Genomic DNA, 22,473 nt, shown 5'->3' on the forward strand with positions numbered 1-22,473 from the left:
TCCTGGCCCACCGGACATCACTCGTCATCGCCGCCACCCTCCTCCTGGCATCTGCCGAGGCCGCAGCCGTCAACCGCGTCCTCCACCGGAAGTCTGAAGAACTCGATCCCGCATCCGAAGCGCCCGCATACACGCCCCCGCGGCCCCTGGTCGGCCACCACGCAGAGAGCGCCGACGACCCGCGAGAGTGACCCTGCAAGAGTTCCGGCCGAGAGCCCACCGGAAGGCCAAGTCGGGCACCGTTCCCGCGGTTTACGGGTGCCACCGAAATCAGTCGTAGCTCCCACCCGGGAACAGGCACACTCGCCGCGTGGACATCAACGAGGACGAGCCGCCCACGATGTGCGCTCTGTGCAGCGCGCAACTCCCAGACGATCGCCTGTGGGTCGAGGTTGAGCGCCAGCGCCCTCGTGAGCGCGGAGGCTTCCACTACGACCTCCAGGACTTCGGCTTCTGCTCGCCGGAGCACGCCGGACGTTGGTTCACAGACGGTCACCTGCCGCCAGTCCAGACGCACGCCCCATCCAAGGTCACCGTGGGCGAACGCCTCGGCAACTACCTCTCGCTGGCGGCGTTCCTCGCAACCGTGGCTGTCTTCATCGTCGGTGTTGTGACGGTCATCCACTGGCTCATTTCCTGAACGGCGGACCGGCGTCGGCTCCGAGTCACCTCCGAGCAACCATGCCCCAACCTCCTCGCTGCCCAACAAGCGCATGACGGCGCCCAGGAGTACTGCGACACTGACAGGCATGGACCGTGTGTGGGTGGCCATCGAGAAGACGGTTCGGGAGGGGCTAGACGACAAGGCGGTCCTCGAACGCCCTCCGCAGTCGGAAGACGACGTGATGTGGCTCGCCGCGACCATCACCGACCACGTCTGCGGATCCATCCCAAGGAATGTGTACGCCGCGTTTCGGGCAGCCCTGGAACAGGAGTCTTCGTCTCCACGTCCCTGGTGGCGGCGGCTCCGCAGCTGAAGAGTCCGCGAGCCCTCCGCGAGCCCGCAGACCCGCAAAACCCCTACCAGCGCCAGAACTAGGCGACCCCAATTGCACTGTCCTGCAACGGAATCCAAAATCGCCCAAACCCCGGGGCGCGTTCGGGATGAAGAGGCCGCAGGTTCAAATCCTGTCACCCCGACCACCAAACCGCGGGTCAGAGGCCGCTTCCCAGCGTTCGGGAAGCGGCCTCTTGTCGTGCTGAGTGACTAACTGAGAATGGCATGAACTCGGGCCACGGAGGCCTGCGACGCGTCCAGCCCGCGACCGGCAACGTCCGGGGCCGCAAATCAGGCGTACTGTCGATAACAGTCAGAGCCCAGTCAGGGAACAGTCACTGCTTCGCGGTGGCCAAGGGCCGGGCCGACGAAGAACCCACCCACGGCGATGCATCATGTTCATCGACACGTCCCCAGCGGCACAGGAACAAACCTGGCCACCAGAGCCGGTCTCCGTCCCGCACACACGGCACTTCCTGCGCGAAGCACTGAACCTCTGGGGCCTCCAGGCGGTGGGCGACGAAGCCGCGGTTGTGCTCAGCGAGCTGGCAACGAACGCGGTGATCCACGCCGGCACCGACTTCACCGTCCGGCTCTCGCCCTCAGGCACGCAGAAGCTGCACCTGAGCGTGACGGACGGATCGACTGTCATGCCCCAGTGGGCAACCGACCCCCACGCCACCGATGGCCGAGGCCTACGACTGATCGACGCCCTGAGCACCGAATGGGGCGTGATACTCAGCGGCGTGAAGGGTAAGACCGTCTGGGCCCTGCTCACCGCTGACCCCATGATCGACAAGGACTTCCCGTAAGGGCCCACCCGCCTGAATCCCAGGACGGCACCCGCGCTTGACCGGCGCGCCGTCTGGCAAGCCGAGCTGCAACCGGCAGCGCATCAAGCGGCCCGCCCGGATAGCCGTTTCGTACAGCAACGCCGCCAACCGTCGCGGATCCTGGTCGCCGCCAAGTGAGCTGATCCCTGCTCGGAAGGTCGCATCCGACCGGCATTCCCCCAGTTCGCACGGAGGAGCGACGCCGTGCATTCCGCGTGCAGGGACAGGAACTGATCGGAAAAGTGGGTTAAGAGCCCGCGGATACGGCGCTGAACGTTCTGCCATGATCGGCCGCATGTCGGAAGCGCCGTTCGCGAACACTCCCGAACCCCCGTACGTCGCTGTCATCTTCACCTCAACCCGAACCGAGGGCGACAACGGGTATGCGGTGATGGCTGAGTCGATCAACGAGTTGGTTTCGAAGCAGCCTGGCTTCTTGGGTATGGAGGAGGCTCGCGATGGCCTTGGAATCACGGTCTCCTACTGGGCGGACCACGAGGCCGCGCGTGCGTGGAAGGACGTAGCGGCGCACGTCGTTGCTCAACGGCGCGGGCGTGAGGTCTGGTACGAGGACTACCGGGTCCGGGTCGCGACGGTCGAACGGGACTACGACATGAGCTCCTCGGTCCTGCGCCACGAGCCCTGACCCGGCCCTGAGTCCGACAGCAGTAAGACCAGGCTTTGCCGCAGCTCCCGAGGGGTGTCCTTCCGGCCGGGTCGACGCCAAGGTGCCACCGCCGGATCGTCGACCCACTGGGGGCACGAACCTGTTCGCGCGGTGGCCTCGCAGCGGGCCGGGCGTGGGTTAGGTATGCCACTTCGACCACGGCGGGTGAGTACGGCATACCTAATCAATTTCCGTGGTGACCTGGCTCCTCGCAGGCATTCCGTATCCAGCGGCGCGAGGTCATACTCGTCGGAGTTCGCCCCCTGGCAGGTGAGTCATGAGCAAGCGCATCGCGGGCAGGCACGAGCGGCCCCGACGGATAGTGGCTGGTGCCCTGCGCCCACTTCGTGTGGCAGGCCTCGCCCTGATCGCTCTCGCGATCGCGATCGTCTGGGTCCAGGTGAGGGGCGAGCCAGAGGCGGCCCACTTAGCAGCGGCAGCTGGATCGACGACGCCGGCTGCCAGCGCGCGGGCCCGGGCCATCACAGACGCGATGGACAGCTGCCGGGTGTCGCACCTGCGGCAGGAGTCGGCCCTGAGTTCCGCGGCCACGTCACTCGCGCTCTGGCGCAAGCACATTGAGGCAATGAACCTGCTCGTCGCCGGGAAGATCACCCTGTCGGTCGCTCAGGGCTTCTGGGCCAGTTCCCGGGTTGGGGCCATGCAGGCAGTGACCGCGTTCAACACCGCCGACGCTGCCTATGTCTCCGGCCGGGGGACGGCCTGCGCGCCGCTGGAGCAGGACCTGGCCCGGTTCGCGCAACCCGAGCAAGTGCAGCAGCTGGAGGCCTGCCACACCTCCCTTGAGCGGTCCGACCGAACACTGACGCTGGCCCGTGCCGGAGTCCTCACCTGGGCAGAACACATCCAGGACATGGAGGCCCTGCGCCTGGGGCAGATCACCCCTGCGCAGGCGGTGACGATGTGGCAGATGAGCTGGCGGGCCGGCAACGCACAACTGCAGCGGTATGACGAGGCCGTCGCCACCGCGTCACAGAACTGCCCCCTCAACTGACCACAGCACGGTGCTCCCGGGAGGAGGACCGATCGCGCTACCGGACGGACGACCGATGGTGGCGGGCACGGATCGGCAACCAGACAGCCAACCCCATGATGGCCATAGCCACGGGCACATGAACGACAGTCAGGGTGTCCTGGCCGTCGTCCCGGATCAGGCCGCCGAGCCAGGACTCCAGCACGAGCAGGGCGACCAGCGCGGAGCTTGCGACGAGCAGATCCCTGCGGTTGCGCAGCCGCACCCACGCCACCACTGCCGCGACAGCCGCCAGGACCAGCGCGACCTCCCCGCATCGCGCGTGCACATCGATCCACCCCGCAGCCGCATCGCGCTGACCGTCATGCTCGAGAAACAGGCCGGCCCAAAGGCCCTGCAGGAGAACGGCCAGAGCAGCCAAACCGCTCACAGCGCTGAACCACTTGATTGAACCAACTGTCGCAGGCCGTGTCTCAACCTCGCGCTCCGTGGTGGTGGTGACGCCCATTGGGTCGCTCTCCTTTTGTCGCCGTTGCGTCGTCGGGCTGAGCCTTTCAGCAGCACCTAAACGCCGGGCGAACGCACAAAGACTTTTCAGGCCACGGAGCGCCGCCGGCCGCAGCTCGGACCGGTTCGGTCCGGGACCAGACGGATCACGGCCCGTCGCTCAAGATCGAGAGCTTGGTCCCAGCTGATCCGCGACCCGTCCAGCCTGCGCCATGACGCTGATGGCGGCCAACACTGCGATGTCGGTGGTCACGTGGCCCGAGGCGCCCGGGGGTTGCGGGCCGGGGGCTGACCGGACGTAGTGTGGCGAGTTGCAGGCGCGGCCGGCACACCCGAACCGGAGCCCGCACGAGGCACACCGTCCGTGCCCGTGTTCCTCCCCTTTGGGGCCGGATCGGTGGGAATCGCCTCGACGACCGGCGCGGGATGTTTGGTCGCGACCTGTCGCCCCAGCACGTCGGACCACCAGTCGGGCCTGGACACTCCCTCACTCCCGACGGGGCGCCTGGTCCGCCAGCGCCCGCTTCAGCGCCATCCGCAGCTCCGCCTCATCCGGCACTCCCGACAGCCCACGATCCGTCCGGTAAACCCGGCACGCCAGCGCCGGCACGTCCCCCTGACTGGGGAACAGATCGCGCCCGTCGAGCATGAACGAGGGCGAACCCACGAAACCGTGCCCCTGCGCCTCTTCAACGCTGTCCACCAGGACGACGGTGAAGCGAGGATCCAGACCCTCAGCGGTCAGGGCACGTGCCAGCACCGTCCCCGCCGCTTCCGCATGCGGGCAGTCCCGCATCACGAGCAGCTCAACTCCCACAAGCCCATGATCAGACGGCGCGTGGCGGCCTGTCTCCCGGACCACCAAAGTGCGGCCACCAAAAGCGATTCCCTTGGTCAGTGCGCCCACCCTCGGACTCCCCCCTCGCAGGTACCACGCAGCCAATGACCTTCGCCCCTGACAGCGGCCCGAGGGCGAGGACGAGGTCCGGGTTGCCTTCCAGCGAGCACTACCCGTCCGCGACCTCGGCCCGCAAGCTCGCGAAGTGGCCGACCTGGCCTTCTTTGAAACGGTGGTCCGCATCCACCGCGCGGGCGAGGGGGCGCCATGCACAGGTCTGAAGCCCGCCGGGCTGTCCGTCGGCCCGGCCATCCCCCTTGCCGAACGCGCCCTCGAGGACCACTCCGCCGAGATGCTCGCCGACTTCCTGGCAGCGGACCTGCGCAACGAGCTGCGGAGCGGCCTCGAGGCCGTGGACAAGCTGGCGGCCCACCGGGATCAGTCGCTTCAGGACGAGCGACGCTACGTCGAAGCGATGCTCGGCTTCGAGGTCTACAGCCACCACCTCTTCCAGGCACTGCACGCCGCAAGCCACGCCGAGGGCGCCCAACACGTGCACGCCCTTCAGGTCCACGCGGACTGAGAGTCCCATGCTGCGGGAGCGACCCTCCCGTCATCGAGCCGGGAGCCCCCTCCCCGAGCGCGCAGGTCGGGCAGGAGCTCGCGAACCTCCTGCTACCTCAGCGGATCGGGTCGGGGGTGGGATCGGGCACCGGCTCGTCGGTGGTGATGAGCGAGGGCGGACCGACCGCGATACCGTCCTCAGGCTCGGCGCTGGAGGCGCGCGCGTCGGCCAACACGTCGGCGGGGACGTGCTCCTCGAGGAACCGTCGCGCCAGCCGCGTCGACGGGTGCACCCCGATGGTGGCCACCACGATGATGCCGGCGATCACCAGCCAGCCGGCGGCACCCCAGTTCATCGCGAGGAAGGTGTACACCGCCGGCGCCCACACCTTGCCGAGGGTGCTGCTCAGGCCGGCGGCACCCTGGTAGGCGCCCCGCTGACGCGGGTCCATCAGCTCGGCCTCGAACGTCCAGTTGGCGGCCGAGAGATAGAGCTCGGCCCCGGTCACGGTGACGTGCCCCAGCCACACCAGGGCGATCGTGACCCAGCCGATGGTGTCGTGGGTCGCCAGCGTGATCAGGCACGAGATCACGAAGAAGGTCGACGAGATCCGGATCGCCTTCAGCGCGGTCCGCACGTCCTTGACTCCGCGGGCAGCCACCATCGGCAGGAAGATGCACATCACCGTGTTGGTGCCGAACAGGAAGGCCAGCAGGACCCGCGGGGCGTCGGTCTCCTCGACCAGCCACAGGGGGATCACGACGTTGAGCAGCACCTGGTTGGTCCAGAACACCCCGGTGAAGAAGCTCGAGAGGAGCCAGCCGGGATTGCGCAGAGGCCCCGGCCCGGCGACCTTCACCTTGCGGTCCTCCGGGGTGCGTTCGTCGTGCGGGGCCCGTGGCAGCCGGCTGACTGCGGTGGCGTTGACCAGGAAGACCACGGCGGTGAACCAGGGCAGCGCGTGGAGGACGTCGTTGGAGTGGAACGCGAGCGCAAAGCCACCGAGCAGCGAGCCGAGCGTGAAGCCGACGTTGAGCGCGGAGTACATGTAGGCGCGTGACCTCACCCGCTCATCGGGCGGCAGGACGTCGATCGTGTATGCGCCGTACGCGGCGCCGCCGAGGGCGCCGATGACCTCCATGCCGACGGCCATGGCGACGTAGCCCTTGAAGTCGGTGACGAAGGGCCACACCGCGAACATCGCCGCCTGCCCCGCCGAGCTGACGGCCCACATCTTCTTCGGCCCGAAGCGGTCGACCAGCTTGCCCATCGGCAGCGCCGCCAGGAACGCTGCGATCCCGGCGAAGGTCAGGCCGAGACCGACCTGGGCGGCGGACAGCCCGACGATCTGGGTGAAGAACACCGCCGAGCCAGTCATGAAGGTGCCTTCACCGAGGGCGAAGAGCAGCGACTGGACTGAGAGCCGTCCGGCCAGAGGTGACGGTGGGCGCGCTTGGCGCAGGACGGCGTCGAGAATCACCCGGGAATTCTCCGGGCACTGACGACAGATGTCGCGCCAATTTCCGGCGCGAAGGATCGCGGCGAATCACCAGCGGACGCCAGCGCAATCGGATATACCGAAAGACGGACCTTCACCAGCAGGGCGACGGCGCTGAGCCATCGACACCAGAAGCGCTGGGCTGCCGTCGGCCAAGACCCTGAGGGGGAGACGATGCATCGACCGCTGGCGGTCACCGCCGCCGTCGCTCTGGCGGTGCTGTACGGCGTGGTCCTCGTCGCCGTGGCGGCGCTGGTGCTGTTCGAGTTCGTCACCGGCACGGGCTCGATCGGCACCCGAAGCCTCGACGCCCAGGCGGCGAAGGGCGTGCTCACCCTGGGAGCCGTGCTTCCTTTGGGCGCTGTGATCCTGTGGCGTGGTTCGGCGCGACTGATCGGTGCCCGCGACCCGCGCCTGCTGTCGCTGCCGCTCATGCTGCTGCTCGTTCTCGGGTGTGTCGGAGAGACGGTCGACCTGTTCGGTAGCGCGACCGCGACGAGCGACCTCATCGGGGCCGGCATCCTCGTCCTGGCCGCGCTCCCGCTTGCGCTGCTGAGACTGCCCGGCGCCCGTGCCTGGCTCGCGGTCGGCTGGGTGCCGACCCGCCGATAGCCTGCCCGGCAGGCTCGACTTCAGGATCTGCTGGCGCGATGATGGCGCCTACGGGGCCGACGGCGACCGGCGGAGCCTGCGACGGAAGGGTGCAGACGTGTGGATCGCAGTGCTGGTCGGCGTGGTGGTCCTGCTCCTGGCCTGGGGGTTCTGGTTCGACCGGAAGCGCGGCACCACAGGCGTCGCCGATCGGCGGCACGGGCCCCTGACCGACGCCGACACCCAGGCGCAGGCGGAGTCGATGGTGCGACGCGACAGCACCGGGCCAGAAGGGTTCGGCAGCGGGATCTGAACGGAGAAAGTGGAGTCGTGCCTGGTCCTCCGCGGCTCCGGTATGCCGTTGCCGGCCATCCGCAGGTACACCGAGCTCGCGCGTCAGGGAGTCGAACGCCCGAGGGGGCTACCGCCGACTGACGCGGCGCGCCCACTCACGGACCTGCGTGATCCGGTCGCGCATCCTGGGTTCCGCGATCTCGTCGTTGGGCCCGTGCCCGGCCAGCCGGTTGCCGAAGGAGTCTCCATCGCGCGTCGGGCTCTTGAACGCCAACCCCTTGGCGATGCTCGCGCACATGAGGAAGAACACCGACACGATCACGATCGTGCCCACGATGGCCACCAGCATACGAACCACTCCCCACGTCAAGGCCGGCTCGGCCGCCTTCGGCGAGGGTGGCCACTGCGATGAGACGCTACGGGAGGCTCTCCGGTTTCTACCGGTCTTTACCGACTGACCGGGGACGGACGTCTGGAGAGCTGGCGGCTCAGCCCACCGCGCGCTTCACGAGCTCGGCGATCCGCTCCTCCACGGCCGCGGTCAGATCGGTCAGCGCGAAGTACGTCGGCCACATGTCGCCGTCGTCGAGGTCCGCCTGGTCGCTGAAGCCGAGCATCGCGTACCTCGACTTGAACTTCTCCGCGCTCTGGAAGAAGCAGAGGACCTTGCCGTCCTGGGCATAGGCGGGCATGCCGTACCAGAGCCTCGGCACGAGGTCGGGCGCGCTGGACGTGATGACCGCATGGACCCGCTCAGCCCTCTCGCGATCCGGCGCCGACATCTCGGCGATCTTCGCGAGCACGTCGCGCTCGCCGTCCTCCTTGCTCGCGCCGCCCCGGCGCTTGGCCGCCTTCACCTCCTGGGCGCGGTCCTTGATCGCGGCCCGTTCCTCTGCCGTGAAACCGTCCGACGACTCCCTGGTTGCGGTGCTGGTAGCAGACTTGCGCGTGTCCTTCATGGCACGTGTTCCCCTCTGGAGTTCCTGTCAGCGACAACTCTCATTGTTGGGAAGCCGTCATGGCAGCGCTTCTCCGAAACTGACCGAAGTGGCAGCGTGGGCACCGCGGACGACCCCGGCGAGCGAAGTCGGACTCGTGACGACGCCCAACGCCCCCAAACGTCAGAAGGTCGCGGCGAACGCGGGCTAACTCCAGACACCGCAGGGCGTGCCTCGGCTTCGCCACGCCATCGCAAGGGCGTATCGAATCGACACCTTGCGCACCGTGACTTCCGCACCCGAGGCACGTTGTCCCACGGACCAACCGCCTACCCCTGAAAGGCACCCCCTCATGATCCGTGGCATGGCCGTCTCTGCCGGCAGCTCAATCCTCGTAGTCCTCTGGCTCCTGATCGGAGTGGCCGCGACCTACCAGCGCGGCTACTTCAGCAGCGGGGCCGCCAACTGCGCCCACGCCAGCACCGTGGCCGTCACGGTCGTCGCCGGTCCGCTGAACTACACCGGCGTCAACCCCAAGGTCACCTGCGTGGTCCCCCAGCCGTCCAAGTAGGACACACGCTCCGGGTGTCGTGGTGCGTGCCAGTCGGGCCGCACCACGACACCCCGCCTTCGCAACGAAAGTCGCGATCCACCGGCGCAAGTCCCCCACCATCAGCAAGCCCGCAGACACGCTGCCATCCGAGCAGCCCACCGCGGCAACCGCTCTGTCCGCAACGAGACCAGGGCTCCCGCCGTGATGGGCCCTGGCGCGGGTCAGGGGATCCGCAGGTCGTGGTGCGCGGCCGCGAACTGGCGTTCCGCGTCCGTTAGGTCCGCGTCCCGCACCGGCACCACGAGGCTCCAGTGCTTGCCCACCGGGCAGTACTGCACCCTGGCGATGCCGAGGTCCACCGCCTTGAGCTTCACCCCGGGGATCCACAGCGTGGTGAACAGGTGCCCCTGGCGGCAGCGCACCACGACGTTGCCGCCCACCTTGTAGCCGAGTCGCCGCGCCACCAGGGTCCCCACCACGAAGATGGCGATCACCACCAGTGCCTTCGTCAGCGACGCGCGACGATCCGAGCCTGATCCCGACCCCATGCAACGACTGTATGCCGGTCACGGGAGGCGCGCACCGAACGCACCTTGGCGTCCGGCAGAAGCTGGACGAGACTGGAGTGCGTCGCTGCAGCTGACGACTGGAGGTGGACATGCTCGTGGGAGGGGCCGCCGTCGCCCTGGCGCTCCTGCTGGCCTGGAGCGTCCTGTTCGACCACGTCCGCGGCGCCCGGGAACGCGCGCTGGAGCCGTCGCCACCCCTGGCCGCCCTCCCGCCCGAGGCGATGGAGCGACATACGGCCAGCGGCGGCCTGACCTGCCCGGGGTACACCGGGGCGATGAGCGTCTGACCCAGCCCACCCTGTCGGCGCGCCGCCCTAGAGTGCGGACGAAGAGCCGATGGAGGTAGCCATGACGTCCCTGGAGAACCGTCCGCACACCGCCCTGCTCGTCGTCGACGTCCAGAACGGCATCGTCGGCAACGCCTTCGAACGCGACCGGGTGGTCGCCAACATCCAGGCCCTCGTGGCGAAGGCTCGCGCCGAGCGGGTCCCGGTCCTCTGGGTGCAGCACTCCGACGAGGAGGGCCTGACCCCGGGATCGGAGGCCTGGGCCTACGTCCCCGAGCTCGAGCGCCACGAGTCCGAGCCGCTCGTGCCCAAGACCTACGCCGATGCCTTCGAGGCCACCGACCTCGAGGAGCACCTGTCCGCCCTGGGGATCGGCCGGCTGGTCGTGGCCGGCGCGCAGACCGAGGAGTGCATCCGCTCCACCCTGCACTCGGCCCTGGTCCGCGGCTACGACGCCACCCTCGTCTCCGACGCGCACACCTCCGAGGACCTGCGCGAGTGGGGCTTCCCGGTCAGCCCGGAGCAGTCGATCGCCTACACGAACACCTACTGGACCTGGGCCAACGCCCCGGGTCGCAAGGGCAGCGTCACGCCCACCGCGGAGGTCGACTTCACCGCGGACTAGACGTCACTCCGCGCTGCTGCCGTCGAATTCCACGCGCATGACCACCCGGCGCAGCGTCGGGTGGCTGACCTGCACGAACCCGGCCTCCTCGAAGACCTGCCGGGCCCCCACGTGCAGCTCGCCCCAGGTGATCTCCTTCCCCGGCTGCGTGATCATCGGATACGCCTCGAGGGCCCGGGCGCCCCGCGCGCGGGCGAAGTCGACGGTCGCCCGCGCCAGCGGGTACATCAGCCCCCGACCGCGGAAGCCCTTGCGCACCACGAAGCAGGTCACCGCCCAGACACCGTCATCGTCCTTGTCCTCGTCCCGGCCGGTCCACGGGATGCGCGTGGTGCGCAGCTTCGGGTATGCCGTCCGCGGCTCCACCGCGACCCAGCCCACCGGTTCGTCCTCACAGTAGGCGACCAGGCCACTGGTCGCCTCGGCGTCCGGCTCACCGCACGCGGTCTGCGCCTGGAGCATCCCGGTCCGCTCCTCCAGCGTGGAGTCGCGCCAGATCCAGCCACGGACCTTGAACCGCTGGCACCGGCACTGGCCGGCGTAGTCGGCGGTGCCGAAGACCGCGGCCACGTCCTCCCAGGACGCCTCGTTGGCGGGGACGATGCGCAGCTGCTCGTCCCGGAACGGCTCGCTCACGGGCGCCAGTCTCCCGGCGGGTCCTCTCCCACGCGGCCGTCCACGGCCTCCCGCAGCAGGTCGGCGTGTCCGGTGTGGCGGCCGTACTCCTCGAGCAGGTCGCAGAGCATCCTGCGCAGGCTGGCCCGGCGCCCGTCGGGCCAGGACATGTCGATGAGCTGGTCGAGGCCGCCGTCGTCCAGGGCGGCAGCGAGTCGGTCGCGGGACCGCTGCGCCGCCGCGTCGTACAGCGCGTAGAGCTCAGCCGGACTGTCCTGCGCGGCCGAGGTGAACTCCCAGTCCGGGTCGGCATCCCAGTCAACCCCGTCCCACGGCGCCCCCAGCGTCTCGCCACCCAGCCTGGCCGTGAAGTACTGGTCCTCGACGAGGGCCAAGTGCTTCAGCAGCCCGGCGAGGGTCAGCGTCGAGGCGCCGATGCGCGTCTGCAGCCCGGCGCTGTCGAGGCCGTCGGCCTTCCACCGGAAGGTGGCGCGCAGCCGGTCCAGGGCGGCGGCGAGGTGCTCGGCCTCGGTGCCGGCGGTCGGCGGCTCCCACGGGGGGTCAATGGTCGTCATGGCGTCACCGTAGGACCCATTGCGGACGTATCGCTTCCGGAAAGCGTGAGACGCTCCGGGAATGGACGAGTCGAACCCCACCGCACGGGCTCTGGTGTGCCTGCAGCTGCTGCAGGACAGCCCGGGGATCAGCGCCCAGCGGCTGGGGGCCAGGCTCGGGGTGTCGGAGCGGGCCGCCCGGCGCTACGTCAGCATCCTGCGTGAGGCCGGCATCCCGGTCGAGTCCACGCGGGGCCCCTACGGCGGCTACCGCCTCGGCCGAGGGCTGCGGCCTCCACCACTGCTGTTCAGCCCCGCCGAGGCCCTCGGTCTGGTCATGGCCGTGCTCGACGGCCACCACGACGCCGGCGACGCCACCGGCCCGGTCGGCAGCGCCCTCGGCAAGATCGTCCGGGCGCTCCCGCAGGTGGTGGCCGCCCAGGTCGAGGCCGTCCGCCGCACCACGGCCCCGGCCCCGGACCGCGGCGCCGCCCGACCCGACCCCGGCACCACGACCGAGCTGGTGCGGGCCTGCTCCGAGCGCCGCCGGGTGCGCCTGGGCTACCGCACCGAGGCCGGCTCGGAGTGGCTCGTCGAGGTCGACCCGTGGGCCGTCGTCGTGCGCCACGGCCGGTGGTACCTGCTGTGCCACTCCCACACGGCGCACGCCCGCCGGGCCTACCGGGTGGACCGCATGCACGCCGTGGAGCTGCTCGACGACACCGTCACCCCGCCCACCGACCTGGACCCGGTGGGCATGCTCGAGGACCACCTCGCCGTCGGCTGGGAGTACGACGTCGAGGTCGTCATCGATGCCCCGGTGGAGACCGTCCAGCGCTACCTGCCTCGTGCACTCGGGCGGGTCGAGGCGATCGACGAGCACACGTGTCGCCTCGTCGGCAGCACCAGCAACCCCGCCTGGTACGCCCAGCAGCTCGCGGCGGTGCCCGCGGCATACCGGGTGGTGAGGTGCCCCGAGGTCCAGGAGGCCGCGCGGGTCCTCGGGCAGCGGCTGCTGGCCGCCACCGGTGAGGCGCCCCTGCCCTGAGCCGAGGCCTCAGGCCTCGACGTCCAGGCGCACGGTCACCACGTCGCCCAGCTCGAGCCCTTCGACCCGGCGCACGTGCGCCTTCACCGGCACGACGTAGCGCCCGTCCTTGGGGAACAGTGCGGTGCGCCAACGGGTTTCGCCGATCCGGGCGGCGACCGGGATCATCCCCCAGCCGTAGCTGACGAGCGCGGCGCTCTCCTCCAGCGCGTCGCAGCCGTCCTCGGGCACCGTGATGAAGTGCCATGGCGCGGGACCCTTCCAGAACCACATCTCGCCGCGGAACTCCAGGTCCATGGGCTCAGGCTAGGGGCCCGACCTCGGCAAAACGCCACAAACGCCTGACCTGCTACGTCATCATCGCCGGGTGACGCTCAGGGGGGACACCGCGGCATACACCGTCGCGCCCGGCGCGCCCCGCGCCGCCGTGGACGCCGCCCACCGCGGGGCGCTCCTGGCCCTGGTCGAGCGCCTGGAGATCGTCAGCCTCGGGATCCCCGGTCGTGGCCCGTGGCCGCCCGAGGTGGCGAAGGCCGTCACCGCGCTGCTTCCCCGGCGCCGTCGGCTCTCACCCCTGCGCCGGACCTCGGTCTGCGCCGACCTCGTCCCCGCGGACAGCCGGGAGCTCGCGCTGGCCCTGGCCGTGGCCCCGTACGCCGACTACGTCGTCGGGACCACCCACGACGGGCCGGTCGCCTACGACACCGTCGACCAGGGCACGGCACCATGGTTCGAGCTGACCTTGACCGAGCTGCAGGCGGCGCAGGACTACATGGCCGCCCAGGGCGTCAGCCCGGACCTGCTCGTCCCCGACCCCCGGCTGGACACGCACGGCTGACCGCGCCGGGCGGCGCGGACCCGGCTCCGGCGCCGGGGCGGGTCAGCCGCCCCAGGCGTCGGCCCGGGTGAGGCAGAACGGGTGGCCGGCCGGGTCCAGCAGCACCCGCCACCGACCCTCACCCGGCTGCTCCTCCGGCAGGGTCGCACCGAGGTCGAGGCACGCCTGCTCGGCGGCGTCGAGGTCGTCCACGGCAAGGTCGAGGTGGAACTGCTTGGTCCCGTGGGGGTTCGGCCACTCCGGAGCCCGGTAGCCCTCCACCCGCCCGAACCCGAGCGCGTGCTCCGGTCCGGTGAGCATCGCGTAGTTGTCGTCGCCGTAGGCCTGTTCCCAGCCGAGCAGCGCACTCCAGAAGGTGGCGCTCGGGCCGGGGTCACCGCAGTCGAGGGTGACCATCTTCAGGGTGGCGACAGGGTGCGGCGTGGCCATGGCGGGAGCTCTCCTCACGGTGCGGACCAGGTGTCCGGCCACGCTCCTACGATCCCCCGTATGGGCGATTGGACAAACGCGACACCGACGTCGACGACGGCGGGGATCCTGCGTCCGGAGCAGCTCGCGCAGCGCACGACCCTGGAGCGGTATGCCGCGGGGCCGGCTCTGCAGCGCTGGGTCGAGAACTACTGGGTGCTGGGGTGGGACCTGCCGCCGGGGACGACCCACACGAGCCAGGTGCTGCCCCACCCGGCGTGCACGCTCAGCGTCGAGTGGGGCAACCCGCGGTCCGAGACGCGAGGGCAGCCGGTCGTCCTCACGGGTGTGGTGACCCGCCGTTTCGACGTCGCCCTCACCGGACGGGCGTGGGTCCTCGGCGTGAAGTTCCGCCCCGGCGGCCTGGCCTCGCTCACCGGGCAGTCCGCCCGACCGTGGCGCGACGCGGTGCTCCCGGCCCGCGCGGCCGTGCCCGACAGCGTCGTGGACAGGTTGGAGCAGGTCGGCCCGGACCGGGCCGCGGAGGAGTGCGTCGCCCTGGTCGAGGGGGCGCTGACGTCGTTCGTCGACCCGGAGCACCGGGCCGATGAGCGCTACGACCGGCTGCTGACCGTCCTCGACGGCATGCTCACCGACCGCAGCATCGTCCAGGTCGCCCAGCTCGAGGACCGGCACGACATCTCCTCCCGCGGGCTCCAGCGCCTGTTCCACCACTACATCGGCGTCGGGCCGAAGTGGGTGCTGGCCCGCTACCGCCTGCACGACGCGGTCAGCGCCCTCGACGGCGGGTGGACCGGGTCGCTCGCGGACCTCGCCCACGCCCACGGCTGGTACGACCAGGCCCACTTCATCCGTGACTTCACGGCATTGGTGGGGGTCCCGCCCAGCCACTACCGCAGCCGGCGCTGAGGGCAGCCGGCGCTGACGCGGGCCTGGTGCACCGGGCTAGCGCTCGAGGCGTTTGCGACGGGCCGACTCCACCTTCGCCTCGCGCTCCCGCCTCAGCCGCGAGCGCGGGTCGTCGCGGTCGTCCAGCTGCGCCGGCCCGAAGATCGACAGGCCGATGACCTTGATGCGGTAGAGCAGCCGGTATCCCCAGGACAGCCCCTCATGGTCGGCACTCGCGTTCACGGTGCCCACTTCCCTCACCTCTCGTGTTCACCCCGACACCTCGACGGTACGCCCGGAATCCCCCACCGCCGGTGTCGATCTGGCGCCCACCTGCACGACGTACGGGTGAGGCGCGCCGGAAGGCGGCGGCGCCACGCGATACCGGGGAGGATGCCCACATGACCATCACCGACAGCGGCTACGCCGACGTCAACGGCCTGCACCTGTACTACGAGCGGCACGGCTCCGGCACGCCGCTGGTCCTGCTGCACGGCGGGATGCTGACGATCGACCTGAACTTCGGCGAGCTCATCCCCACGCTGGCGCAGCGCCACGAGGTCATCGGTGTCGAGATGCAGGGCCACGGCCGCACCGCCGACATCGACCGCGAGATCACGCCAGCCGCCCTCGCCGGTGACGTCGTCGCGCTGCTGGACCACCTGGGCATCGAGCGCGCGCACGTCCTCGGGCACAGCCTGGGCGGCGCGGTCACGCTGGAGCTCGCGGTCAACCACCCGACGCGCGTGCGCTCGGTCGTGCCGGTCTCGGCCAGCGTGCGCCCCGACGGCATGCACGAGGACCTCAGCGACCCGTCGCGCTTTGCCACCTCGACCCGGATGCCGACCCAGCAGGACTTCGCCGACTTCCGCGACGTCTACCTGCGCCTGTCGCCGCACCCGGAGCACTTCGAGGACTTCCTCGCGTCGCTGTCCCGGTCGGCGGCGGACCTGCGCGGGTGGTCGGACGAGCAGCTCGCCGGCATCACCGCGCCGACGCTGATCGTGCAGGGCGACCACGACTTCGTCACCATCGAGCACGCCGCTCTGATGCAGCACCTCATCCCGGGCTCGCACCTGGCCGTGCTGCCCGCGACGACGCACATGACGGTCACCCGGCGGGCCGACCTGCTGTTGCCGATCCTGGCGGCCTTCCTCGACTGAGCTGCTGCCTCCGCGGGAACGGCCCGGGTGTCACGCCAGGTCGCGGACCAGGAGTCGGCCGGGCTGTGGTGGGACGGTGGCGAGCAGGCTGCCGTCCGGACGGACGATGCGAGTGGCCGCCAGGGCCCGCCGTCCCGGGGACGTCCCGGCGACGTCAGCGGAGACCACCCAGCAGCCGTTCTCCCGGGCCCGGTCGGCGAGCGCCTCGTGCGTGGGTCGCTGCCACCGGGCCGCGTTCGCCTCGCTCATGTCGTTGTTGAGCAAGCACGCCAGCAGCCCCGCGCCACCGGCGACGAGGCTCCGGGCCGGTTCCGGACGGGTGGCGTCGGCGCAGACCAGCACCCCCACGCCCATGGCGGCCACCTCGACGACGGACGACTCGCCACCGGCCACGAGCCCGGGTTCCCGAGGATGCCGCTTGCGGACGATGGTCAGCACCCCGCCGTCCCGGAGCACCGCGGCAGAGCTGTGCAGCCCCACATCGGTCCGCTCCGTGAACCCGAGCACCACCGTCATCCCGGGCGCAGAACCCTCAGCCAAGGGCAGGAGCGACTCCGGGTCGTCCACAGCACGCTCCTCCGCAGCCGCCGCCGTGTGCGGCAGCCCGCCCACTCCGAACTCCGGGGTCACCAGAAGATCGACGCCTCTGGCACCGCATTCCCGGAGGACACGACTCCACTCACCTGCGGGGAGGAGCCCACCGACCCCGGACTGGAAGCACGCCACGCGCATCCGGACAGTCAAGCCGATGCCGCGGCTGCCTGCTGCCGGACAGCTGGAGCATCTGCACCACCGGAGGGACGGTGTCGGGAGCGACGATCGTGGTGACGGGTTCGGGCGCTTTTCGCGTCGAAACCGTCGCGATGATCGTCGGCACGGTCCCTCGACCGACATCGCGTGGGTGTCGGGCTCTTTTCGCGGCCAGGAGCCCGCGACGTCGGTCGAGGGTGCACCGCCGTCCGCACGCACAGGTCCGGGGCGCATCATGGGCCGATGCCCCGCACCATGACCACCCTGCAGCACGCCGTGCTCACGCTTCCCCAGCTGGGCAACCCCGGCCCGCACCACGCCATCGGCGTCGCCGAAGGCTTCGGTCTGCTCGTGCTCGTGTTCGGCACCGCGCTCGGCCTGATGGTGACCGTCGGCCACCTGCGCCACCGCCGCCGCGACTGACGCCCGGCTGGCCTCGCCCTCGGCGGCGGGATCGCGCGAGGATGGGGTGCACCCTCGGGAAGGAGCACCCATGCCGGAGTTCGTCGGCGCCGTCGACCAGGGCACGACCAGCACGCGCTTCATGATCTTCGACCACGCCGGGCGCGAGGTGGGCAAGCACCAGCTCGAGCACGAGCAGGTCATGCCACGGGCCGGGTGGGTGGAGCACAACCCGCTGGAGATCTGGGAGCGCACGCAGACCGTCATCGGCACCGCGATGTCCCGGCACAACCTCTCCGCCACGGACCTGGCCGCGCTCGGGATCACCAACCAGCGCGAGACCACCGTGGTGTGGGACCGCCGGACCGGGCGGCCCTACTACAACGCGATCGTCTGGCAGGACACCCGCACCGACCGGATCGCCTCGGCCCTGGACCGGGACGGCCGCGGCGACGTGATCCGGCGCAAGGCGGGCCTGCCGCCGGCGACGTACTTCTCCGCCGGCAAGATCCAGTGGGTCCTGGAGAACGTCGAGGGGGTGCGCGCGGCCGCCGAGCGCGGTGACGCGATCTTCGGCAACACCGACACCTGGCTGCTGTGGAACCTCACCGGAGGCGCCCACGGCGGCGTCCACGTCACCGACGTCACCAACGCCAGCCGCACCATGCTGATGAACCTCGAGACCCTGGACTGGGACGAGGAGCTGCTGTCCTTCTTCGACATCCCCCGCTCGATGCTGCCGGACATCCGCCCCTCCTCCGACCCCGACCTCTACGGCCGCACCTCGGGGCGCAGCGCGATCCCGGAGGGCATCGCCCTCGCCGGCGACCTCGGCGACCAGCAGGCCGCCACGGTCGGCCAGGTCTGTTTCGCCCCCGGCGAGGCCAAGAACACCTACGGCACCGGCAACTTCATGCTGCTCAACACCGGCACCGAGATCGTCCGGTCACAGTCCGGCCTGCTCACCACGGTGGCCTACCAGCTCGGCAAGGACCGCCCGGTCTACGCCCTCGAGGGCAGCATCGCGGTGACCGGGTCGGCGGTGCAGTGGCTGCGCGACCAGCTCGGCATCATCAGCGGCGCCGCCGAGGTCGAGCAGCTCGCCGCGCAGGTGCAGGACAGCGGCGGGATGTACTTCGTGCCCGCGTTCTCCGGCCTGTTCGCCCCGCACTGGCGCTCCGATGCCCGCGGCGCGATCGTCGGGCTGTCCCGCTACAACACCAACGCCCACCTGGCCCGGGCCACGCTGGAGTCGATCTGCTACCAGAGCCTCGACGTCGTCAAGGCGATGGAGAAGGACTCCGGGGTGCGCCTGGATGTGCTCAAGGTCGACGGCGGCGTCACGGCCAACGCGCTCTGCATGCAGCTGCAGGCCGACATCCTCGGCGTGCCGGTGTCCAAGCCGGTCGTCGCCGAGACCACCGCGCTCGGCGCGGCCTACGCTGCCGGGCTGGCCACCGGCTTCTGGTCGACCACCGACGAGCTGCGCGAGAACTGGCAGGAGGAGCGCAGCTGGGAGCCGCAGTGGTCCGAGGACCAGCGCGCGGAGGGCTACGCCGGCTGGACCAAGGCCATCGGCCGCACCCTGGACTGGGTGGACGTCGACTGAACCCGGCCAGCCGCGATACCCGCGAAGGAGGCCGTCCCCGGGACGGCCTCCTTCGGGTGTGCCGGGTGGCTCAGACCGTGGCCATCTGCCGGACCTGGGTGAGCCGGACCGAGTTGCCGGACGGGTCGCGGAAGCCGCAGTCGATGCCGTAGGGCCGCTCCTCGGGCTTCTCGGTGAACTCCACGCCGCGGCTGCTGAGCTCCTCGTAGGAGGCCTGGCAGTCCTCGGTGGTGAGGAAGAGGGTGCCGGCGAAGCCCTTGCCCATGAGGTTGGCGATCTCGCCCTGGGTGCCGGCGTCGATCATGGGCGGCCCCGGGATCGCCATGAGCACCACGGCGATGTCCGGCTGGCCGACGGGGCCGACCGTGAGCCAGCGGAAGTTGCCCATCTCCGGGACGGTGACGTCCTCACGGACCTCGAAGCCGACCTTGCGGGTCCAGAAGTCGAGTGCCGCGTCCTGGTCGTGGACCCACAGCTGGGCGGTGCTGAGCTTGATCATGATGTCTCCCCGGGTGGTGGATGTCGTTGTCCTGACTGGATGCTCACGACGCTAGGTCCGCGGTCGGCGCCGCGTCTTCTCCAAACGTGCTGCGTTGCGGGCGGCTGTAGGCCCGCATCACGCAGGTCGGCACCCGGGCGTAGACCATGGGGTCGGGGTGGCGCCGGCGGTAGGCGGTCGGCGACTCCCCGAAGGTGCGGGTGAAGCTCGTCGTGAACGACCCGACGCTCTCCAGCCCGACGAGCATGCAGATGTCGGCGACCGACCGGTCGGTGCTGCGCAGCATCGCGGCCGCGCGTTCGAGGCGGCGGGTCAGCAGGTACTGGTGCGGCGACTCGCCGAACGCCCGGCGGAACTCGCGGCTGAAGTGGGCGCGGGACAGCCCCGCGGCGCGGGCCATGTCGTCGACCGTGATCGGCTCGACGTAGCGCGCGTCGGCGAGGTCCTTGGCCTTGGTCAGGTGCCGGACCGGCGGGACAGCCACCATGACCAGCAAGTATGCCGCGCCAGTCGCCCGCCGTCCCCGGCTTCCCCGGCTTCACCGCCCTGCCGACACGGGCGAGGTTCATCCCGCGGGGAGGGTGTGGCCGGGCGAAGCCGCGGGCGATCGTGCAGGGGTCCCCATCCGGGGACGGTCCCGCCCGGGGACGGCCAGAGGAGGTTGTCGTGCCGCGATACATGTACATCGCCCAGTACCAGCCCGAGGGTGCCAAGGGGGTGGCGTCTGCCGGCGGCGTGGCCAGGCGGACGGCCATCGAGAAGTCGTGCGCCGACGTCGGCGGTCGCCTGGTGTCCTTTGACTTCGCGTTCGGCGAGGACGACGTCTACGCGATCACCGACCTGCCGGACCACAAGACGGCCGCGGCGCTCGCGCTGGCCATCAACGGCGCGGGCACCACGCACGTGCGCACCGTCGTCCTGCTCACCCCCGAGGAGGTCGACGAGGCGTCGCACGTCTCGGTGACGTACGTCCCGCCGGGACGCTGACCCAGCACGCGCCAGGTCCCCGGTGCTACTGGGGGCCTGGCGCAGCCATGGGCGTGACGACGCGGCGCAGCGGCAGCGCGATGTCGATGTCCTGGACCGGGGTGCCGAGGGAGGCGTGCCACTGGACCACCCGCCACTGCCCGTCCGCCTCGAGCCGCACGACCCCCGTGAAGCGCCCGAGCACCCACGCGTCGCTGCCGGCACCGAGCAGCGGCCGGTCGTCGAACCAGCAGACGTCGTCGAGACGGTGCACCTGCAGCTCGCCGCTCTCGCGCACGTCGAGACCGAGCCCGTCGGCGAAGCGCGAGGCGAAACCGGCGCACGCCTCCTTGTAGCCGTTCCAGATGATGGCGTCGTTGACCCCGATCACCGTGGACACGTCCTCCGACAGCAGCTCGCCCATCCGGTCGGCGTCGCCACTGCGCATGGCGGCATAGACGTCGTGGACCAGCCGGGTGACCTCTGGCACCTCCATGGGCACGCTCCCCCCTGACCATCGTGCCCGCTTCCTGCCGCGGGCCAAGGCAGACCAGCACGGTAGCCCCGCGGCGCTCACCCGGTCAGGCGGTTGCGGACAGTCACAGCCTCGGCTCAGGTTGCGGCCGTGCCCCTGTGAGGGCACGGCATACGTCCGGGGCGGGATCAGCCGGCGGGCTTGGCGTACGGCTTCACACCGGTGTCCCACATGACGCACGGCTCGGCGCCGTCGACCCAGGCGTCGTGCCCGGGCTGGAGGTCGAAGACGTCGCCGGGGCCGACGGCCAGCTCGGTGCCGTCCTGGTGGTGGATCGTCATGTGCCCGGAGACGCAGACGCCGGTGTGGTGGACCATGCACATCTCGGTGCCGGCGATCGGCTTCACGTCGTCGGACCATCTCCAGCCGGGCTCGAAGATCTCCTTCCCGATCGTGAAGTTGCCCAGCGTCACGACGTCGACATGGCCGTGCGCCTTGAAGTTGCGCGTCTCGTCCGGGGCGTCGATGGCGTGCTTCTCGAGTGTGGCCATGATGGCTCCTCCTCGTCGGACGGGGTGGGGGACAGTGTCGTCCTACACCCGGGCCGCACCGACCGGAACCGCTGTGCCGCGTAGGTTTCCGCTCACCACGCGGGCTCAGCGGCGGCGTATCCTCCCACCCGGTGCGGCCACGCCAGCGGCCTGCCGTCGAACGTCCCCACCGGCGCGACGACGTCCAGCCGGCCCTGCGGGGACTCCACCGGCCGCAGCCACGCGTCCACCTCCTCGACGTCGGCCGGCAGCGGGCCGGCCGGCTCCGGGCGGGGCTGCCCGAGCAGCCACTGGGCGGTGCGGGCGAGGGCCAGCTCGCGGACCTGGGTGCCGCCCTCCCGGGCCTGCGCGGTGAGCGCCTCGAGCACGGCGGCGACCGCGAGGTAGCCGGTGCCGTGGTCGAGCAGCTGGCACGGCAGCGCGCCCGGCCTGCCCTCGTCGCCCTCGACCACGGCGATCCCGGAGGCCGCCTGGACGATGGAGTCGAAGCCGCGCCGCGTGCCCCACGGGCCGGTCGGGCCCCAGGCGGACAGGGACACGACGGCCAGCCCGGGGTGGCGCTCGGCGAGCTCGGCCGGGGTCAGGCCGAACGCGTCCAGCGCGCCGGGGCGGTAGCCGTGCACGAGGACGTCGGCCTCGTCGAGCAGGGCGTGCAGCCGGTCGAGCCCCTCCCGGGTGCGGGCGTCGAGGACGGCGCTGCGCTTGCCCAGCACGGTGTCCCACGTGCCCTCCGGCTCGAGGCGGTGTGGCGGGTCGAGCCGCAGCACGTCCGCGCCCAGCGCCCCCAGGAAGCGCGTGCAGACCGGGCCGGCGATGACCCGGGTCAGGTCGAGCACGCGCAGCCCTTCGGCGGGCCGGTCGCCGGCGGCGCGCACTCGCGGCTCGGCGCCCGGGATGCTGCTGCGCTCCACGAGGCGGCGGCCGGCCACG

The 22,473-nt window shown here is 70.7% G+C and carries 35 protein-coding genes and 1 pseudogene; 19 read left to right on the forward strand and 17 right to left on the reverse strand.

Annotated features, from left to right (window positions below; genetic code table 11):
• From VF825_RS17035 to VF825_RS17060, 6 genes are all read left to right on the forward strand, one after another.
• Positions 1-191 (forward strand): hypothetical protein (locus VF825_RS17035; RefSeq protein ID WP_331115557.1); only part of this gene is annotated, 191 nt, incomplete at its 5' end.
• 119 nt (positions 192-310) lie between these two features.
• Positions 311-640: a hypothetical protein gene (locus VF825_RS17040; RefSeq protein WP_331115559.1), complete on the forward strand. Its 330-nt coding sequence runs from the start codon at positions 311-313 to the stop codon at positions 638-640.
• Positions 641-764: 124 nt separating this feature from the next.
• Positions 765-977: a hypothetical protein gene (locus tag VF825_RS17045; RefSeq protein ID WP_331115566.1), complete on the forward strand. Its 213-nt coding sequence runs from the start codon at positions 765-767 to the stop codon at positions 975-977.
• A gap of 415 nt (positions 978-1,392) precedes the next feature.
• Positions 1,393-1,809, forward strand: a complete 417-nt coding sequence (locus VF825_RS17050) for an ATP-binding protein (protein WP_331115568.1) — start codon at positions 1,393-1,395, stop codon at positions 1,807-1,809.
• Positions 1,810-2,113: 304 nt separating this feature from the next.
• A complete protein-coding gene (locus tag VF825_RS17055; protein WP_331115570.1) occupies positions 2,114-2,476 on the forward strand; it encodes an antibiotic biosynthesis monooxygenase in 363 nt (120 codons plus the stop codon).
• A 298-nt stretch (positions 2,477-2,774) separates the two neighbouring features.
• Positions 2,775-3,512: a hypothetical protein gene (locus VF825_RS17060; RefSeq protein ID WP_331115572.1), complete on the forward strand. Its 738-nt coding sequence runs from the start codon at positions 2,775-2,777 to the stop codon at positions 3,510-3,512.
• A gap of 37 nt (positions 3,513-3,549) precedes the next feature.
• On the opposite strand, the gene VF825_RS17065 is transcribed toward VF825_RS17060, so the two are convergent.
• Together VF825_RS17065 and VF825_RS17070 are read right to left on the reverse strand one after the other, a co-directional pair.
• Positions 3,550-3,999 carry a hypothetical protein gene (locus VF825_RS17065; RefSeq protein ID WP_331115574.1) on the reverse strand — a complete coding sequence of 150 codons (450 nt, stop codon included), beginning with the start codon at positions 3,997-3,999 and terminating at the stop codon, positions 3,550-3,552.
• 486 nt (positions 4,000-4,485) lie between these two features.
• Positions 4,486-4,905, reverse strand: coding sequence for a hypothetical protein (locus VF825_RS17070; RefSeq protein ID WP_331115576.1), 420 nt, complete (start codon positions 4,903-4,905; stop codon positions 4,486-4,488).
• Between the two features lie 70 nt (positions 4,906-4,975).
• Here VF825_RS17070 and VF825_RS17075 point away from each other — a divergent pair.
• Positions 4,976-5,419, forward strand: a pseudogene (locus VF825_RS17075) (DUF6448 family protein); the annotation flags it as partial.
• Between the two features lie 97 nt (positions 5,420-5,516).
• Here the strand turns inward: VF825_RS17075 and VF825_RS17080 are convergent.
• Positions 5,517-6,881: an MFS transporter gene (locus VF825_RS17080; protein WP_331115578.1), complete on the reverse strand. Its 1,365-nt coding sequence runs from the start codon at positions 6,879-6,881 to the stop codon at positions 5,517-5,519.
• Here VF825_RS17080 and VF825_RS17085 point away from each other — a divergent pair.
• Positions 6,855-7,511: a hypothetical protein gene (locus VF825_RS17085; RefSeq protein ID WP_331115580.1), complete on the forward strand. Its 657-nt coding sequence runs from the start codon at positions 6,855-6,857 to the stop codon at positions 7,509-7,511. The two genes, VF825_RS17080 and VF825_RS17085, sit on opposite strands and share 27 nt — an antisense overlap.
• A 97-nt stretch (positions 7,512-7,608) precedes the next feature.
• Positions 7,609-7,803: a hypothetical protein gene (locus VF825_RS17090; RefSeq protein WP_331115582.1), complete on the forward strand. Its 195-nt coding sequence runs from the start codon at positions 7,609-7,611 to the stop codon at positions 7,801-7,803.
• Between the two features lie 108 nt (positions 7,804-7,911).
• Here VF825_RS17090 and VF825_RS17095 read toward each other — a convergent pair whose 3' ends face one another.
• Together VF825_RS17095 and VF825_RS17100 are read right to left on the reverse strand one after the other, a co-directional pair.
• Positions 7,912-8,133: a hypothetical protein gene (locus VF825_RS17095; protein ID WP_331115584.1), complete on the reverse strand. Its 222-nt coding sequence runs from the start codon at positions 8,131-8,133 to the stop codon at positions 7,912-7,914.
• Between the two features lie 139 nt (positions 8,134-8,272).
• On the reverse strand, positions 8,273-8,743 hold the full coding sequence (locus VF825_RS17100) for a DUF1801 domain-containing protein (protein ID WP_331115586.1): 471 nt from the start codon (positions 8,741-8,743) through the stop codon (positions 8,273-8,275).
• Positions 8,744-9,086: 343 nt separating this feature from the next.
• Here VF825_RS17100 and VF825_RS17105 point away from each other — a divergent pair, with 343 nt between their 5' ends.
• Positions 9,087-9,293 carry a hypothetical protein gene (locus VF825_RS17105; protein WP_331115588.1) on the forward strand — a complete coding sequence of 69 codons (207 nt, stop codon included), beginning with the start codon at positions 9,087-9,089 and terminating at the stop codon, positions 9,291-9,293.
• A 203-nt stretch (positions 9,294-9,496) separates the two neighbouring features.
• Here VF825_RS17105 and VF825_RS17110 read toward each other — a convergent pair whose 3' ends face one another.
• Positions 9,497-9,823: a hypothetical protein gene (locus VF825_RS17110; protein ID WP_331115590.1), complete on the reverse strand. Its 327-nt coding sequence runs from the start codon at positions 9,821-9,823 to the stop codon at positions 9,497-9,499.
• 110 nt (positions 9,824-9,933) lie between these two features.
• On the opposite strand from VF825_RS17110, the gene VF825_RS17115 reads away from it, so the two are divergent.
• Together VF825_RS17115 and VF825_RS17120 are read left to right on the forward strand one after the other, a co-directional pair.
• On the forward strand, positions 9,934-10,131 hold the full coding sequence (locus VF825_RS17115; protein ID WP_331115592.1) for a hypothetical protein: 198 nt from the start codon (positions 9,934-9,936) through the stop codon (positions 10,129-10,131).
• Between the two features lie 61 nt (positions 10,132-10,192).
• A complete protein-coding gene (locus VF825_RS17120) occupies positions 10,193-10,756 on the forward strand; it encodes a cysteine hydrolase family protein (RefSeq protein WP_331115594.1) in 564 nt (187 codons plus the stop codon).
• A 3-nt stretch (positions 10,757-10,759) separates the two neighbouring features.
• Here the strand turns inward: VF825_RS17120 and VF825_RS17125 are convergent, their stop codons facing one another.
• Both VF825_RS17125 and VF825_RS17130 read right to left on the reverse strand, forming a co-directional pair.
• Positions 10,760-11,392, reverse strand: a complete 633-nt coding sequence (locus tag VF825_RS17125) for a GNAT family N-acetyltransferase (protein ID WP_331115596.1) — start codon at positions 11,390-11,392, stop codon at positions 10,760-10,762.
• The gene (locus VF825_RS17130; RefSeq protein ID WP_331115598.1) at positions 11,389-11,946 is read right to left on the reverse strand and encodes a DUF664 domain-containing protein; all 558 of its coding nucleotides are present in this window, start codon (positions 11,944-11,946) and stop codon (positions 11,389-11,391) included. Before VF825_RS17130 ends, VF825_RS17125 begins: the two co-directional genes overlap by 4 nt.
• A gap of 61 nt (positions 11,947-12,007) precedes the next feature.
• On the opposite strand from VF825_RS17130, the gene VF825_RS17135 reads away from it, so the two are divergent.
• Positions 12,008-12,973 carry a helix-turn-helix transcriptional regulator gene (locus tag VF825_RS17135; RefSeq protein WP_331115601.1) on the forward strand — a complete coding sequence of 322 codons (966 nt, stop codon included), beginning with the start codon at positions 12,008-12,010 and terminating at the stop codon, positions 12,971-12,973.
• Positions 12,974-12,982: 9 nt separating this feature from the next.
• On the opposite strand, the gene VF825_RS17140 is transcribed toward VF825_RS17135, so the two are convergent.
• Positions 12,983-13,270, reverse strand: coding sequence for a DUF1905 domain-containing protein (locus tag VF825_RS17140; protein WP_331115603.1), 288 nt, complete (start codon positions 13,268-13,270; stop codon positions 12,983-12,985).
• A 70-nt stretch (positions 13,271-13,340) separates the two neighbouring features.
• Here VF825_RS17140 and VF825_RS17145 point away from each other — a divergent pair, with 70 nt between their 5' ends.
• Positions 13,341-13,811 (forward strand): hypothetical protein, encoded by a 471-nt coding sequence (locus VF825_RS17145; protein ID WP_331115605.1) that lies wholly within the window; start codon positions 13,341-13,343, stop codon positions 13,809-13,811.
• A 42-nt stretch (positions 13,812-13,853) separates the two neighbouring features.
• On the opposite strand, the gene VF825_RS17150 is transcribed toward VF825_RS17145, so the two are convergent.
• A complete protein-coding gene (locus VF825_RS17150; RefSeq protein WP_331115607.1) occupies positions 13,854-14,240 on the reverse strand; it encodes a VOC family protein in 387 nt (128 codons plus the stop codon).
• Positions 14,241-14,300: 60 nt separating this feature from the next.
• Between VF825_RS17150 and VF825_RS17155 the strand changes: the two genes are divergently transcribed.
• Positions 14,301-15,149 carry a helix-turn-helix domain-containing protein gene (locus tag VF825_RS17155; protein ID WP_331115609.1) on the forward strand — a complete coding sequence of 283 codons (849 nt, stop codon included), beginning with the start codon at positions 14,301-14,303 and terminating at the stop codon, positions 15,147-15,149.
• A gap of 36 nt (positions 15,150-15,185) precedes the next feature.
• On the opposite strand, the gene VF825_RS17160 is transcribed toward VF825_RS17155, so the two are convergent.
• Positions 15,186-15,380 (reverse strand): hypothetical protein, encoded by a 195-nt coding sequence (locus tag VF825_RS17160; protein WP_331115611.1) that lies wholly within the window; start codon positions 15,378-15,380, stop codon positions 15,186-15,188.
• A 149-nt stretch (positions 15,381-15,529) separates the two neighbouring features.
• Here VF825_RS17160 and VF825_RS17165 point away from each other — a divergent pair, with 149 nt between their 5' ends.
• Entirely contained in the window at positions 15,530-16,291 is a 762-nt protein-coding gene (locus VF825_RS17165) for an alpha/beta hydrolase (protein ID WP_331115613.1), read from the forward strand.
• Positions 16,292-16,321: 30 nt separating this feature from the next.
• On the opposite strand, the gene VF825_RS17170 is transcribed toward VF825_RS17165, so the two are convergent.
• Entirely contained in the window at positions 16,322-17,278 is a 957-nt protein-coding gene (locus tag VF825_RS17170) for a carbon-nitrogen hydrolase family protein (RefSeq protein ID WP_331115629.1), read from the reverse strand.
• 6 nt (positions 17,279-17,284) lie between these two features.
• Between VF825_RS17170 and VF825_RS17175 the strand changes: the two genes are divergently transcribed.
• Together VF825_RS17175 and glpK are read left to right on the forward strand one after the other, a co-directional pair.
• Positions 17,285-17,464: a hypothetical protein gene (locus VF825_RS17175; RefSeq protein WP_331115631.1), complete on the forward strand. Its 180-nt coding sequence runs from the start codon at positions 17,285-17,287 to the stop codon at positions 17,462-17,464.
• 70 nt (positions 17,465-17,534) lie between these two features.
• Positions 17,535-19,052, forward strand: coding sequence for a glycerol kinase GlpK (glpK, locus tag VF825_RS17180; RefSeq protein WP_331115615.1), 1,518 nt, complete (start codon positions 17,535-17,537; stop codon positions 19,050-19,052).
• A 70-nt stretch (positions 19,053-19,122) separates the two neighbouring features.
• Here glpK and VF825_RS17185 read toward each other — a convergent pair whose 3' ends face one another.
• Positions 19,123-19,551 carry a VOC family protein gene (locus VF825_RS17185; protein WP_331115617.1) on the reverse strand — a complete coding sequence of 143 codons (429 nt, stop codon included), beginning with the start codon at positions 19,549-19,551 and terminating at the stop codon, positions 19,123-19,125.
• Between the two features lie 43 nt (positions 19,552-19,594).
• Complete coding sequence (locus VF825_RS17190) at positions 19,595-20,038, reverse strand: helix-turn-helix transcriptional regulator (RefSeq protein WP_331115619.1); 444 nt, start codon at positions 20,036-20,038, stop codon at positions 19,595-19,597.
• Positions 20,039-20,217: 179 nt separating this feature from the next.
• Here VF825_RS17190 and VF825_RS17195 point away from each other — a divergent pair, with 179 nt between their 5' ends.
• Positions 20,218-20,538, forward strand: a complete 321-nt coding sequence (locus VF825_RS17195; protein WP_331115621.1) for a GYD domain-containing protein — start codon at positions 20,218-20,220, stop codon at positions 20,536-20,538.
• Positions 20,539-20,563: 25 nt separating this feature from the next.
• Here the strand turns inward: VF825_RS17195 and VF825_RS17200 are convergent, their stop codons facing one another.
• The 3 genes from VF825_RS17200 to VF825_RS17210 all read right to left on the reverse strand — a co-directional run.
• Positions 20,564-21,013: a nuclear transport factor 2 family protein gene (locus tag VF825_RS17200; protein WP_331115623.1), complete on the reverse strand. Its 450-nt coding sequence runs from the start codon at positions 21,011-21,013 to the stop codon at positions 20,564-20,566.
• Positions 21,014-21,180: 167 nt separating this feature from the next.
• Positions 21,181-21,543: a cupin domain-containing protein gene (locus VF825_RS17205; protein WP_331115625.1), complete on the reverse strand. Its 363-nt coding sequence runs from the start codon at positions 21,541-21,543 to the stop codon at positions 21,181-21,183.
• Positions 21,544-21,635: 92 nt separating this feature from the next.
• Positions 21,636-22,473 (reverse strand): CoA transferase (locus VF825_RS17210; protein ID WP_331115627.1); only part of this gene is annotated, 838 nt, incomplete at its 5' end.

It is taken from the genome of Oryzihumus sp. (genome assembly GCF_036391795.1).
Lineage (GTDB): Bacteria > Actinomycetota > Actinomycetes > Actinomycetales > Dermatophilaceae > Oryzihumus.

Excerpts from the sequence above, each read along its gene's own strand:
- VF825_RS17050 (WP_331115568.1), top strand. The coding sequence starts at position 1,393 with ATGTTCATCGACACGTCCCCAGCGGCACAGGAACAAACCTGGCCACCA.
- VF825_RS17155 (WP_331115609.1), top strand. The coding sequence starts at position 14,301 with ATGGGCGATTGGACAAACGCGACACCGACGTCGACGACGGCGGGGATC.
- VF825_RS17055 (WP_331115570.1), top strand. The coding sequence starts at position 2,114 with ATGATCGGCCGCATGTCGGAAGCGCCGTTCGCGAACACTCCCGAACCC.
- VF825_RS17065 (WP_331115574.1), bottom strand. The coding sequence starts at position 3,999 with ATGGGCGTCACCACCACCACGGAGCGCGAGGTTGAGACACGGCCTGCG.
- VF825_RS17175 (WP_331115631.1), top strand. The coding sequence starts at position 17,285 with ATGCCCCGCACCATGACCACCCTGCAGCACGCCGTGCTCACGCTTCCC.
- VF825_RS17185 (WP_331115617.1), bottom strand. The coding sequence starts at position 19,551 with ATGATCAAGCTCAGCACCGCCCAGCTGTGGGTCCACGACCAGGACGCG.
- VF825_RS17130 (WP_331115598.1), bottom strand. The coding sequence starts at position 11,946 with ATGACGACCATTGACCCCCCGTGGGAGCCGCCGACCGCCGGCACCGAG.
- VF825_RS17110 (WP_331115590.1), bottom strand. The coding sequence starts at position 9,823 with ATGGGGTCGGGATCAGGCTCGGATCGTCGCGCGTCGCTGACGAAGGCA.
- VF825_RS17120 (WP_331115594.1), top strand. The coding sequence starts at position 10,193 with ATGACGTCCCTGGAGAACCGTCCGCACACCGCCCTGCTCGTCGTCGAC.
- VF825_RS17095 (WP_331115584.1), bottom strand. The coding sequence starts at position 8,133 with ATGCTGGTGGCCATCGTGGGCACGATCGTGATCGTGTCGGTGTTCTTC.
- VF825_RS17115 (WP_331115592.1), top strand. The coding sequence starts at position 9,934 with ATGCTCGTGGGAGGGGCCGCCGTCGCCCTGGCGCTCCTGCTGGCCTGG.
- VF825_RS17060 (WP_331115572.1), top strand. The coding sequence starts at position 2,775 with ATGAGCAAGCGCATCGCGGGCAGGCACGAGCGGCCCCGACGGATAGTG.
- VF825_RS17135 (WP_331115601.1), top strand. The coding sequence starts at position 12,008 with ATGGACGAGTCGAACCCCACCGCACGGGCTCTGGTGTGCCTGCAGCTG.
- VF825_RS17150 (WP_331115607.1), bottom strand. The coding sequence starts at position 14,240 with ATGGCCACGCCGCACCCTGTCGCCACCCTGAAGATGGTCACCCTCGAC.
- VF825_RS17165 (WP_331115613.1), top strand. The coding sequence starts at position 15,530 with ATGACCATCACCGACAGCGGCTACGCCGACGTCAACGGCCTGCACCTG.
- VF825_RS17100 (WP_331115586.1), bottom strand. The coding sequence starts at position 8,743 with ATGAAGGACACGCGCAAGTCTGCTACCAGCACCGCAACCAGGGAGTCG.
- VF825_RS17190 (WP_331115619.1), bottom strand. The coding sequence starts at position 20,038 with ATGGTGGCTGTCCCGCCGGTCCGGCACCTGACCAAGGCCAAGGACCTC.
- VF825_RS17140 (WP_331115603.1), bottom strand. The coding sequence starts at position 13,270 with ATGGACCTGGAGTTCCGCGGCGAGATGTGGTTCTGGAAGGGTCCCGCG.
- VF825_RS17205 (WP_331115625.1), bottom strand. The coding sequence starts at position 21,543 with ATGGCCACACTCGAGAAGCACGCCATCGACGCCCCGGACGAGACGCGC.
- VF825_RS17200 (WP_331115623.1), bottom strand. The coding sequence starts at position 21,013 with ATGGAGGTGCCAGAGGTCACCCGGCTGGTCCACGACGTCTATGCCGCC.
- glpK (WP_331115615.1), top strand. The coding sequence starts at position 17,535 with ATGCCGGAGTTCGTCGGCGCCGTCGACCAGGGCACGACCAGCACGCGC.
- VF825_RS17105 (WP_331115588.1), top strand. The coding sequence starts at position 9,087 with ATGGCCGTCTCTGCCGGCAGCTCAATCCTCGTAGTCCTCTGGCTCCTG.
- VF825_RS17170 (WP_331115629.1), bottom strand. The coding sequence starts at position 17,278 with ATGATGCGCCCCGGACCTGTGCGTGCGGACGGCGGTGCACCCTCGACC.